11 protein-coding genes and 2 pseudogenes are annotated in these 12312 nt (G+C 62.2%); 8 read left to right on the forward strand and 5 right to left on the reverse strand.

Features of this window, described 5'->3' with window-relative positions; genetic code table 11:
- Positions 1-54: 54 nt before the first annotated feature.
- The gene (locus AS156_RS37205) at positions 55-756 is read right to left on the reverse strand and encodes a Tim44/TimA family putative adaptor protein (RefSeq protein ID WP_066515198.1); all 702 of its coding nucleotides are present in this window, start codon (positions 754-756) and stop codon (positions 55-57) included.
- A 418-nt stretch (positions 757-1174) separates the two neighbouring features.
- Between AS156_RS37205 and secB the strand changes: the two genes are divergently transcribed.
- Complete coding sequence (gene secB / locus AS156_RS37210) at positions 1175-1663, forward strand: protein-export chaperone SecB (protein WP_066514936.1); 489 nt, start codon at positions 1175-1177, stop codon at positions 1661-1663.
- Positions 1664-1730: 67 nt separating this feature from the next.
- Here secB and dnaQ read toward each other — a convergent pair whose 3' ends face one another.
- From dnaQ to AS156_RS37230, 4 genes are read right to left on the reverse strand one after another with little or no spacing between them, the layout of a single operon-like run.
- Positions 1731-2450 carry a DNA polymerase III subunit epsilon gene (dnaQ, locus tag AS156_RS37215; RefSeq protein WP_066514938.1) on the reverse strand — a complete coding sequence of 240 codons (720 nt, stop codon included), beginning with the start codon at positions 2448-2450 and terminating at the stop codon, positions 1731-1733.
- A 27-nt stretch (positions 2451-2477) separates the two neighbouring features.
- Positions 2478-3077, reverse strand: coding sequence for a dephospho-CoA kinase (coaE, locus tag AS156_RS37220; RefSeq protein ID WP_066514941.1), 600 nt, complete (start codon positions 3075-3077; stop codon positions 2478-2480).
- 41 nt (positions 3078-3118) lie between these two features.
- The gene (locus AS156_RS37225; protein ID WP_066515202.1) at positions 3119-3727 is read right to left on the reverse strand and encodes a Maf family protein; all 609 of its coding nucleotides are present in this window, start codon (positions 3725-3727) and stop codon (positions 3119-3121) included.
- 10 nt (positions 3728-3737) lie between these two features.
- Complete coding sequence (locus AS156_RS37230) at positions 3738-4574, reverse strand: pyruvate, water dikinase regulatory protein (protein WP_066515206.1); 837 nt, start codon at positions 4572-4574, stop codon at positions 3738-3740.
- Between the two features lie 444 nt (positions 4575-5018).
- Here AS156_RS37230 and hemJ point away from each other — a divergent pair, with 444 nt between their 5' ends.
- The 7 genes and pseudogenes from hemJ (at position 5019) to AS156_RS37260 (ending at position 12239) form a co-directional block, all read left to right on the forward strand.
- Positions 5019-5441, forward strand: a complete 423-nt coding sequence (gene hemJ / locus AS156_RS37235; RefSeq protein WP_066514944.1) for a protoporphyrinogen oxidase HemJ — start codon at positions 5019-5021, stop codon at positions 5439-5441.
- 252 nt (positions 5442-5693) lie between these two features.
- Entirely contained in the window at positions 5694-6959 is a 1266-nt protein-coding gene (rho, locus tag AS156_RS37240; protein WP_066514947.1) for a transcription termination factor Rho, read from the forward strand.
- Positions 6960-7267: 308 nt separating this feature from the next.
- The gene (gene mnmE / locus AS156_RS37245; RefSeq protein WP_066514949.1) at positions 7268-8599 is read left to right on the forward strand and encodes a tRNA uridine-5-carboxymethylaminomethyl(34) synthesis GTPase MnmE; all 1332 of its coding nucleotides are present in this window, start codon (positions 7268-7270) and stop codon (positions 8597-8599) included.
- Positions 8600-8741: 142 nt separating this feature from the next.
- Positions 8742-10625, forward strand: coding sequence for a tRNA uridine-5-carboxymethylaminomethyl(34) synthesis enzyme MnmG (mnmG, locus tag AS156_RS37250; protein ID WP_066514951.1), 1884 nt, complete (start codon positions 8742-8744; stop codon positions 10623-10625).
- 66 nt (positions 10626-10691) lie between these two features.
- A pseudogene (locus tag AS156_RS45410) lies at positions 10692-10821 on the forward strand (16S rRNA (guanine(527)-N(7))-methyltransferase RsmG); the annotation flags it as partial.
- A 1-nt stretch (position 10822) separates the two neighbouring features.
- A pseudogene (locus AS156_RS37255) lies at positions 10823-11356 on the forward strand (16S rRNA (guanine(527)-N(7))-methyltransferase RsmG); the annotation flags it as partial.
- A 31-nt stretch (positions 11357-11387) separates the two neighbouring features.
- Positions 11388-12239, forward strand: a complete 852-nt coding sequence (locus AS156_RS37260; protein WP_066514953.1) for a ParA family protein — start codon at positions 11388-11390, stop codon at positions 12237-12239.
- The last annotated feature ends 73 nt before the right edge of the window (positions 12240-12312 follow it).

Raw genomic sequence — 12312 nt, forward strand, 5'->3', positions numbered from 1 at the left:
CACAGAACCGCGAGCGCGCAACTCGCAACGGCAAGGCGCCCGTAGCTGATATGTTTAGTGAGCGCTTCCAGTGCCAACCAGCTTCCAGTTCGGATCGCGGGACGCCGAGTCACGGGCGAACGTCCAGACATCGGTGATGTCGGCCACCTTGTCCGGGCTGCCGTCGACGATCGTGCCTGCCTTGTCGCGTGTGACCGAAATCATCTGCGACACGAAGCGGACGGTCAGTTGCGCCGTGCGATCGCGCGTCTCCGCATTGACGATCTCGGCCTTGTCGATAGACACGAACCGCGTTTCGGTCTTCTGCTCGTGGTTCTCGCGGTCCTTGATCGCGGCCTCGAAGCTCTCATAGACCTCAGTCGATAACAAATCCTTCAGGGCGCGGCGGTCGCCATTGGCGAAGGCCAGCACGATCATCTCGTAGGCGGAGCGGGCGCCCGACAGGAAATGCTTCGGATCGAAAGTGGAGTCCTGGAGCGCCACCGCATCGAGGCCCTGGGCCAGCGGCGTACCCGGCTCGGCGACACCCTTCCAGCGGTCGGTCGGCTCCGCGGGCTCGGCGCGCGGGGCCGCCGGCTGGTCGATCACCGATCCCGGGATCGGAACGACATTGTTGTCCTGCGTCCGTTGCACGACGTTGGGTGCGGCCCGATCATAGGGCGGCCGCTCGCTTCCGGTGCGCTGTCCGAGAACGCTGCGCAGGCGCAGGAAGATGAACACCGCCAGCGCCAGGAAGATGATGGTATAGATATCCACGTCGAATTCGCTTTCTGCTCTGCCGGCAACGGGCCGGCCGTACAAGCGTTCCCGGTTGGGGAACGGCGGAGATTACATCACCTATTGAGTCCGCAGCATGTAGGCATGAAACTATGCCCGGCCAATGGCGCTTTTTGGCACGGGCAATTGTAGCGCGATTTACCGGCGGGGGGAAACCCGTTCCTGCCCAGAAATCGCGCATCTTCAATTATTTAGGAAGCCGTTAAGAGATTGGTCAGGTCTCCTCCACCGGCTGCGGCGCGGGAATCGGTCGCGCCCTGATGCGTCCTCGGCTCGTCGTCCTTGTCGACTGCGCCGGGCCTATGATAGCCACTCGCGCGGCATCGGCATTCTCAACACCCGTAAAGGCTGCCGTCGGACATCCTGTCCATCGAGCGCCACTTCAGGAGACATTTTCATGACCAATGGCAACGGCGCACCCATCGAACAGGCTCCTCCCCAGCTCAACGTGCTGGCGCAATACACCAAGGATCTCTCGTTCGAGAATCCGAACGCACCGGCTTCGCTCGGCCCGCAGCAGCAGCAGCCGGCGATCAACATTCAGATCAATGTCTCCGCCAACAATCTCGCCGACAGCGAATTCGAGGTGATCCTGTCGATCGAGGGCAAGGCTGAAAGCGCCGGCAAGGTGATGTTCAGCTTCGACCTGGCCTATGCCGGCGTGTTCCGGATCGTGAACGTTCCGCAGGAAAATCTGCACCCGCTGGTCATGATCGAGTGCCCGCGACTGCTGTTCCCGTTCGCGCGCGAGATCGTCGCGACCTCGGTCCGCGACGGCGGCTTCCCGCCCTTGATGCTCGATCCCGTCGACTTCGTCGGCCTCTACCGCCAGAACATGGAACGGCAGGCTGCCGCCCAGGCCGCGTCCGGCGTCAAGCCGAGCTGATCCGGCACATTCCTAGAACTGACGGTAAGCTTGAGGTCCGGCTCTGATTCCATCAGAGCCGGATTTTCTATGCGGCCGGTGCTGCCACGGCTACCGGCGGCAAGTAATCGTTCCAGATCGGCTTGTCGCCCAGGGTGGCGACGAAGGCGCGGTGCGCCTCGCGATCGGCGTCGCTGACCCGGGCCGCCAGCGGAATTTCGCGCTGCCGCCGCGGCGTGTCGCCATGGCCGCCGACGCGGGTGTCCGTCGTCTCCGAGGCCAGGATGAGCTGCGACTGTCGCGCACCGATCAGGTCGATATAGACCTCGGCCAGGAGCTCGGCGTCGAGCAACGCGCCGTGCTTGGTCCGGTGCGAATTGTCGATCGAATAACGCGAGCAGAGATCGTCCAGCCGGTTCGACACACCGGGATGCTTGCGCCGAGCCAGCAGCAAGGTATCGACAAGGCGGTCCTTCGAAATGATCTCGCGCTTGATCCGATCGAGCTCGGCATTGATGAAGCTGACGTCGAAGGACGCGTTGTGGATCACCAGCGGCGTGTCGCCGATGAAGGCCAGGAAGTCGTCGACCACCTCGTGAAACAGCGGCTTGCTGGCCAGGAACTCGGTCGACAGGCCGTGCACGGCGAATGCTTCCGCCGGCATGTCGCGCTCGGGGTTGATGTAGACGTGGTAGGTCTGCCCCGTCGGCATGCGATTGAAGATCTCGACACAGCCGATCTCGACCAGCCGGTCGCCGCGCAGCGGATCAAGGCCGGTGGTTTCGGTATCGAGAACGATTTCGCGCATGACGTTGAGGTATCCAGAAGCAGCGAATCAGGCACGCCGCTTCGGCATCTTAACAACCTCGGCCAGAATGTCGCGGATGCGCGCCCGCACCGGGTCCAGTCCATGCGAGGTATCCACGATGAAATCGGCACGCTTCCGCTTCTCGGCATCCGGCACCTGCTTGGCGATGATGGCATCGAGCTTCGCGGCATCCATCGTGCCGCGTGCCAGCACGCGCTCGCGCTGAAGTTCCGCCGAGGTGGTGACCACTACCACAGCATCGACGCGCTTCTCGCCACCGGTCTCGTACAGCAGCGGAATGTCGACGACAACAATCGGCGCGCCGGCGGCCTCCGCGTCTGCGAAGAATTTCGCCCGTGACGCGCCGAGCATCGGATGCACGATCTGCTCGAGCTGCTTCATCGCCGCGGCATCGTGCACCACGCGCGCGGAGAGTTTTGCGCGATCGACCTTGCCATCGACGGTGGTGCCGGGAAACGCGGCCTCGATCGCGGGTGCCGCTTCTCCTTCGTACAATTGATGCACGGACGCATCGGCGTCGTACACGGGAACGCCGGCTTCCATGAACAGTTTCGCGGTGGTGGATTTTCCCATCCCGATCGAGCCGGTCAGTCCAAGAATCAACATCTGATCAGCATCTTTCCGTCGCTATACCTTTCAACAGCACTTCAGACCGCGAGCAGCTTCTCACTGCGCAGGAATGCGAGCAGCGACAATAGCGGCAGGCCGAGAATGGTGAAATGGTCGCCCTCGATGCGCTCGAACAAATGCACGCCCAAGCCCTCGAGCTGGTAGGCGCCGACACTTGTCGTCACTCTATCGCCGGCCTGGTCGAGATAGGCGCCGATCTCGCGGTCGCCAAGCCGCCGCATCGTCATCCGCGCGACGCTCACATCCGCGAACAGGGTTTTCCCGTCGCGCACCACCGAAACCGCTGAGTGCAATTCATGGACGTGGCCGGCGAGGAGGCTCAACTGCTCCGCGGCCTGCGCGCGGCCGGCCGGCTTGCTGAACAACCGGTGTCCCAGCGCCAGCGTCTGGTCGGCACCGACGACATATTGACCCGGCCTCTGCCTGGAAATGAACAGTGCTTTCTCACCCGCCAGCAGCGAGGCGATTTCGCCCGGCGCCGACCGGCCGGAGTCATTCTGCACCGCACGCTCGTCGAGATCGGCCGGCAGCGCCTCGAAATCGAGGCCGGCGTTTTCGAGCAGCATTTTCCGCGCGCGGCTCTGCGACGCAAGAATCAGCTTCTGCTGTCCGCGCCAGATGCTCATGACGCCGCGATCATTCCGACGGCCGCGCGCGCTGGCGATCGGCATAGAGCTTCATCACCGCGGCCGCGGTTTCCTCGATCGAGCGGCGCGTCACGTCGAGCAGGGGCCAGTTGAACTTCGCGCTCAAGCGGCGCGCAAAGGCAACCTCATCGGCCACCGCCTGCTTGTCGATGTAGGTCTCGTTGTCGCGGTCACCCAAGGTGAGCAGGCGGTTCTGCCGAACCTGGATCAATCGCTCCGGCGTTGCATGCAGACTGACCACCAGCGGCTTCTTCAGAGTTCCGAGCTGATGCGGCAGCGGAATGCCGGGCACCAGCGGTACGTTTGCCGCGCGAATGCCGCGGTTGGCAAGATAGATCGAGGTCGGCGTCTTCGACGTGCGGGATACACCGACCAGGACGACGTCGGCTTCCTCGAGACCATCGACGTGCTGACCGTCGTCATGCATCATCGTGTAGTTCAGCGCATCGATCCGTCGGAAATATTCCGCGTTGAGCACGTGCTGCGCGCCAACACGCCCGGTGGTCGCGGCACCCAGATAAGCCTCGAACAATTGCATCACCGGCCCGATGATCGACAGGCTCGGAACGTTGATCTCCTTGCACTTGCCTTCGAGCCGGCCGACGAGATCTTTTTCCAGAAGCGTGAACAGCACGATACCAGGCGATTCCTCGATCTCGTCAAGCACACGATCGAGCTGCTTCTGGCTACGCACCAGGGGGTAGACATGCTCAACAGCAGTCACGTTGGCGTATTGCGCGGCAACTGCGCGCGCGACCGTGATCAGCGTCTCGCCGGTCGAGTCCGACACCAGGTGCAGATGGAAATAGTTGGAGTTCGTGGGCACCAAAACCCCTGTCTATCGTGTGAATCCCTGTGGAGACCGAGGACGAGAATCCGGGGCCGCCGGCCGGCCACGGGATATCTCATCCTTTTCTTCACAGCACCTCGCAAAAGGATAAGTCGAGGTCATGGAGACGATGATAGTGGGTAGGTGTGGATTTGTCTCTGCATAAGCTGACCACAGAGGAGCGCAAGCAATTGAGTCAGGGCAACGAATCCGCGCGACCATGCCCTCTCGCAAGAATGTTGAGGGATGTGAACAAGCCTGCGACAACGGCTGGATCGCCTTGCATGAGTCAAATCCACCGTCATTCAGACTCAAACCTTAGAATCTAAAATTAATAGGTTTAGGAGAGCCGAGCTTGCGGATATGTATCCGTCCCTCGCTTGGAGAGCTTTGCTCGTAACGCTGAGACCGCCCGAGCCGTTCCCTGAAAGGCACCCCACGATGTATGAGTGGATCAAGGCCCTGCACATCATTGCCGTCATCTCGTGGATGGCGGGCATGCTCTATCTGCCGCGGCTGTTCGTTTATCACTGCGAGGCCGAGCCCGGGTCGAAGCAGTCCGAGACGTTCAAGGTGATGGAACGGCGCCTTTTGAAGGCGATCATCAATCCGGCGATGATTGTGACCTGGCTCGCGGGGCTCTATTTGGCCTGGGCCGGACACTGGTACCTTTCGGGTTGGTTTCACGTCAAATTTACGCTGGTGCTCATCATGTCCGGCGTCCACGGCTTTTTGTCCCGCTGCGTGAAGGATTTCGCGGCGGACCGGAATTGGCGCAGCCAGAAATTCTATCGTATTATCAATGAAGTACCGACTTTTCTGATGATTCTTATCGTCATCATGGTGGTCGTGAAGCCGTTCTAACCGCAACAATGCACAAGAAGCGGGCTTCAGTCCTTCTTGCGGAGTACGAAGCGATTTTCTATATAGGCAATATCCCACCCCACGCAGGCGGATGTGGTCGCGTTTCGGTTCGTTTTTGGACCGGCGCCGCATCAGGTTTGAAGCCCTAACGGCACTTTCCTGGCTGAGACCTGCGGACCTTCCTTTGGCGTCCGCTTTTTCCAAAGCCACCTCGCACCCCTTCCCTACTTACTCCCTCACAGGACTACCCCAATGCGGGAAATCAAACTCCAGGACCTCAAATCGAAAACGCCGGCTGAGCTCGTCTCGTTTGCGGAAGAGAATGGGGTCGAAAATGCCAGCACCATGCGCAAGCAGGAGCTGATGTTCGCCATCCTCAAGCAACTCGCGGCTGCCGAGACCGACATCGTTGGAGAGGGCGTCGTCGAGGTTCTGTCCGACGGCTTCGGCTTTCTTCGCTCGCCCGATGCCAACTATCTGCCCGGCCCGGACGACATCTATGTCTCGCCTTCGCAGATCCGCCGTTTCGGCCTGCGCACCGGCGACACTATCGAAGGCCACATTCGCAGCCCGAAGGAAGGCGAACGCTATTTCGCGCTGCTGAAGGTCAACACGCTTAATTTCGAGGACCCGGAAAAGTCCAGGCACAAGGTCAATTTCGACAATTTGACGCCGCTGTTTCCCAATCAGCGTTTCCGGATGGAGCTCGAAGACTCAACCAAGAAAGACCTTTCCGCCCGCGTCATCGACATCGTCGCGCCGATCGGCAAAGGTCAGCGCGCGCTGATCGTCGCGCCGCCGCGCACCGGCAAAACGGTGCTGATGCAGAACATCGCGCACTCCATCACCGCCAATCATCCTGACTGCTATCTGATCGTGCTGCTGATCGACGAGCGTCCGGAAGAAGTCACCGATATGCAGCGCTCGGTGAAGGGCGAGGTCGTGTCGTCTACTTTCGACGAGCCGGCCGTGCGTCACGTTCAGGTCGCCGAGATGGTGATCGAGAAGGCCAAGCGTCTCGTCGAGCACGGCCGCGACGTCGTGATCCTGCTCGATTCGATCACGCGCCTCGGCCGCGCCTACAACACGGTGGTGCCGTCATCCGGCAAGGTGCTGACCGGCGGCGTCGACGCCAACGCGTTGCAGCGGCCGAAGCGCTTCTTCGGCGCCGCGCGCAACATCGAGGAAGGCGGCTCGCTGACCATCATCGCGACCGCACTGGTCGATACCGGCAGCCGCATGGACGAAGTCATTTTCGAAGAATTCAAGGGCACCGGTAACTCCGAACTGATCCTCGACCGCAAGGTCTCGGACAAGCGGACCTTCCCGGCGATCGACATCGCGCGCTCCGGCACCCGCAAGGAGGAGCTGATCACCGATCCGCAGGTGCTGAAGAAGATGTACGTCCTGCGCCGCATCCTGAATCCGATGGGCACGATGGACGCGATCGACTTCCTGCTCGACAAGCTCCGGAACACGAAGAGCAACTCGGAGTTCTTCGACTCGATGAACACCTGAGGCCAAGGCCTCGAAAGGAAAGGGCGCTCCGCTGCAACGGGGCGCCCTTTTTCATGCTGCGGTATTGCTGCAGCAGACGTGCAGCATGGGTAGATGTGTCTTAACACTCTGTTTATGATTTAACATATTGATATATCTAGCTTAATTTTTTGGATGCGAGACGTCCCTGATCAGCCAGGGCTAGTTGGAGCATAGTAGCTGCGGGAATGCGGCGGTTACTCTTGGCTATGTTGCGACGCAATATGTTCAATGAGCGTGTGCAAAATGAAACAGCATTGCCTTTGCGGAGGCACGAGAACAAATAGGCGATGCATCCCCGAGACCAGACCATCTTTGCGTTGTCATCCGGCCGGCCACCGAGCGCGATTGCCATCGTCCGCGTCTCTGGTCCAATGGCCGAGTCGATCGTATCGGCGCTGGCCGGCAAGACGCCGGCCCCGCGGATGGTAACCCGCGCGCTGCTCCAGGATTTGAATCGTCAACCGATCGATGATGCTGTCGCGCTTTGGTTTCCGGGTCCGGCCAGCGCTACAGGCGAAGACGTCGCGGAATTTCATGTCCATGGTGGGCGCGCCGTATTGGCGGCGATGTTCGGCGTGCTGGCTGCATTCGACAATGTGCGTCCGGCCGAGCCCGGCGAATTCACGCGGCGGGCGCTCGAGAACGGCAAGCTAGACCTGACCGAAGCTGAGGGTCTCGACGATCTCATCCACGCCGACACGGACCGTCAGCGGCGCCAGGCGCTGCGCCAACTGAACGGCCTGCTCGGCAACCGCGCGCGCGATTGGCGCGAGCGGATCGTTGCTGCGTCGGCGCTGATCGAAGCTGGCATCGATTTCTCCGACGAGGGCGATGTACCGGACGAACTGATCGCACCCGCGTTGGCGAAGGTCAGATCGCTTCACGACGAGATTCAAGAAGTCCTTGCGGCACAGGGACAAGGTGAACGCCTGCGCGATGGTCTGGTGGTTGCGATCGCGGGTCCACCGAATGTCGGCAAGTCGACGCTGATCAACCAGCTGGCGCGGCGCGAGGTCGCGATCGTCTCGCCGCATGCCGGCACCACGCGCGACGTGATCGAGGTGCAGCTCGATCTCGACGGCTATCCCGTCACGGTGATCGACACGGCGGGCATTCGCGAGACCGACGATCCCGTCGAACAGGAGGGCGTCCGCCGCGCCCGCGCCCGCGCCGCGGAAGCGGACCTCGTCCTTTGGCTGACCGATAGTGCGGACGGAGCCGGAGTGCACGGCACGACGCCGGTCTGGCTGGTGCGTAACAAGGTCGATCTTGATGCTGCGCGAGCCGGCGGAACGGGCGGGGGCACCACGCAACCCCAATTCAGGATCTCCGCCGCCCGCGGCGACGGGATCCCCGAACTGATCACCGCGATGGTTGGCTACGCTCATGATTACTTCGGAACCAGCGAAGGCGGCTTGATCAGCCGCACGCGGCAACGAAAGGCGCTGGAAGAGACGGTCCAATCGCTTGCCCGCAGCATGGATGTGATCGGGCAGGGCGAAGAACTGGCGGCCGAGGAACTCCGTAACGCTGCCGTGTCCCTCGGCCGCCTGCTCGGTCGGGTCGATGTGGAAGACATTCTCGATGTCATCTTCCGGGAATTCTGCGTCGGGAAGTAATGACTCCCAGTTCGTCTGGTTTTGGTGTTTCACGTGAAACACTGGCAATGGTCGGATTGCGATCCTCTCTGTTTCACGTGAAACAGCCATAGCCCCAACTTCGTTCTTCCGGCTTTCATCACTCCGCGATAGAAGTCCCGCCATGGTTTCCAGGGCAGACTCATTTGACGTCATCGTCATCGGCGGCGGCCATGCTGGCTGCGAGGCCGCGAGTGCGGCTGCGCGGATGGGTGCGCGTACGGCCCTGGTGACCCACCGCTTCTCGACCATCGGCGCGATGTCCTGCAATCCCGCCATCGGTGGTCTCGGCAAGGGTCATCTGGTACGCGAGGTCGATGCCCTCGACGGTTTGATGGGCCGGGTCGCCGATGCCGGCGGGATCCAGTTCCGGATGCTCAACCGCCGGAAGGGTCCGGCGGTCCGCGGTCCGCGCGCGCAAGCCGATCGGAAGCTCTATGCCGCGGTGATGCAGGCTGCGATCGCCGAGACCGTGAACCTCAGCGTCATCGAAGGTGAAGCAGACGAGTTGATCGTCTCCGATGGGCGCGTGTCCGGCATCCGCCTCGGTGACGGCCGGACATTCTCCACGGGTGCTGTCGTGATCACGACGGGCACCTTTCTTCGCGGTCTGATCCATCTCGGTGAGAAGAACTGGCCCGCCGGTCGGGTCGGCGAGGCGCCGGCCATGGGGCTGTCCGCTTCCTTCGAGCGGGCGGGATTTACCTTGGGCCGGCTCAAGACCGGTACGCCGCCGCGCCTGGATGGAACCACGATCGACTGGTCGGCGGTCGAAATGCAGCCGGGAGACAATCCACCTGAGCCGTTTTCGGTGATGACCGACCGGATCACGACCCCGCAGATCCAGTGCGGCATCACCCGGACCACGCCGGCGACACACGAGGTGATCCGGGCCAATGTCCACCGCTCGCCGATGTATTCCGGCCAGATCAAGAGCACCGGCCCGCGTTATTGCCCGTCGATCGAGGACAAGATCGTCCGTTTTGGCGACCGCGACGGCCACCAGATCTTCCTAGAGCCCGAAGGTCTCGACGACACCACAGTCTACCCCAACGGCATCTCCACCTCGCTGCCGGAGGAAGTCCAGCTCGCGATCCTCGCCAGCATTCCCGGTCTCGAGCGGGTGAAGATGGTCCGGCCGGGTTATGCGATCGAATACGACCACGTCGATCCGCGCGAGCTCGATCCGACCCTGCAGACCAAGCGCCTTCAGGGGCTTTTCCTGGCCGGGCAGATCAACGGCACGACGGGTTACGAAGAGGCGGCCGGGCAGGGCATCGTTGCAGGGCTCAATGCGGCACTGGCGGCGAGTGGCGCCGATCCGATCGTATTCGACCGTGCCGACGGCTATCTCGGGGTCATGATCGACGATCTCGTCACCCGCGGGATCACTGAGCCCTATCGGATGTTCACTTCGCGCGCCGAATACCGGCTGACACTGCGGGCCGATAACGCCGACCAGCGGCTCACCGACAAGGGCATTGCGCTCGGATGCGTCGGGACGGCTCGCGCGGAGCGACATCGGAGCAAGATGGCAGCGCTGGAGGCGGCGAAGGCATTGGCGAAATCGCTTGCGATCACGCCGAACGAAGCCGCCAAGCACGGGTTGTCGCTCAATCGCGACGGCCACCGCCGCTCGGCCTTTGAGCTACTGGCCTATCCGGAGATCGAGTGGCCCGCAGTCCAGGCGATCTGGCCGGAGCTGTCGGCCATCGATCCCGCTATCGCGGTGCATCTCGAGATCGACGCCAAGTATGATGTCTATCTGAAGCGCCAGACCGCCGACGTCGATGCTTTCAGGCGCGACGAAAGCCTGCTCCTGACTGATGTCGACTATGCCGATGTCCCGGGTCTCTCGAACGAGGCGCGCGCCAAGCTGCAAAAGGCGCAGCCGCGCACGGTCGGGCAGGCGGGCCGGATCGACGGTATGACGCCGGCGGCGCTCGGCATCCTGGCGGCCTATCTGCGCCGCGAAGCGCGACGGAAGGCGACCAAGGCGTCAGCGTAACGTTTCACGTGAAACGGCGTCGCGGCTCGCAGCGACGGCTCCGACGCCGATGATCGGTACGACGGAATGACGGCGATACATATGAGCTCCCCAATTCTACCTGCCGACAAGGCCGCGGCCCTCGCGCTGACCCCCGTTTCACGTGAAACAGAGGTCCGGCTCGATCGGTACCTCGCGCTCCTTCTGGAGTGGCAGGNCAGGCCAAGACCAATCTGGTCGCGCCGTCGACGCTTCCGAATCTCTGGACCCGCCATGTCTCGGATTCGCTGCAGCTTCTGAGCCTGGCGCCTTCGGCAAAATCCTGGGTCGATCTCGGCAGCGGCGGTGGCTTTCCCGGCGTGGTGCTGGCCTGCGCGCTGGCTGAAACGCCGGGAGCGCAGGTCCATTTGGTTGAGCGAATCGCCAAGAAGGCGGCATTCTTGCGCGAGGCGATTCGCGTGACGGCGTCGCCGGGTACGGTGCATCTCGCTGATATCGGGGATACTGTGGATAGAATCTCCGGTCCCATCGATTGCGTCACCGCGCGGGCACTGGCTCCGTTACATCAACTCATCGGCTTTGCGGAGCCGTGGGTCAGAAAGGGCGCGAAGGCGCTGTTCTTGAAGGGTCAAGATGTAGAGGCCGAATTGACCGAGGCCACTAAATACTGGAATATCAAGCCAGAACTTCATTCCAGCCGCACCGGCGGACAGGGCTGGATCGTTGAACTCGGGTCAATCGAGCGGCGCTAGGGGACTCCGCGACAGCAAGTGGTATTTTGGTATGACTGTGATGGATGAGGTTTATCAAGAGGATAGGGCGCCGCAGGCGCCGGGCCATCCGCGCATCCTGTCGCTCGCCAACCAGAAGGGCGGTGTCGGCAAGACAACCACAGCGATCAATCTTGGTACGGCACTCGCTGCGATCGGCGAGCGCGTCCTGGTCGTCGATCTCGATCCGCAGGGCAATGCGTCGACCGGCCTCGGCATTGACCGCCGCAACCGCAGCTGCTCGACCTACGACGTGCTGATCGGCGAAGCGCCGCTGCGGGATGCCGTGGTCGCGACGGCCGTGCCGCGGCTGCACATCGCGGCCTCCACCATGGATCTCTCCGGCCTCGAGCTCGAGCTCGGCACCACGCCGGGCCGCGCATTCCGGTTGCGCGATGCGATCGCCGGACTGAACAACAACGTCTCGCCGGACTCCGACTACACCTATGTGCTGATCGACTGCCCGCCGTCGCTCAACCTGCTCACCGTGAATGCGATGGCGGCGTCGGATGCGATCCTGGTGCCGCTGCAATGCGAGTTCTTCGCACTCGAAGGTCTGTCGCAATTGCTGCAGACCGTGGAGCAGGTGCGCTCGACGCTCAACCCGACCCTGTCGATCCACGGCATCGTGCTGACCATGTTCGACTCGCGCAACAACCTCTCCAACCAGGTCGTCGCCGACGTGCGCCAGTTCATGGGCAGCAAGGTCTACGACACGATGATCCCGCGCAACGTGCGCATCTCGGAGGCGCCGTCCTACGGCAAGCCGGTGCTGGTTTATGACCTGAAGTGCGCAGGCAGCGAAGCCTATCTGAAGCTTGCCACCGAAGTGATCCAACGCGAGCGCGAGCTGCGCACGCATTGACGGTGCGTAGGATGGGTGGAGCGCAGCGATACCCATCACGGCACGTGAAGAGAGCGATGGGTTTCGCGGCGCT

Origin of the sequence: Bradyrhizobium macuxiense (assembly GCF_001542415.1) — a bacterium.
Taxonomy (GTDB): domain Bacteria; phylum Pseudomonadota; class Alphaproteobacteria; order Rhizobiales; family Xanthobacteraceae; genus Bradyrhizobium; species Bradyrhizobium macuxiense.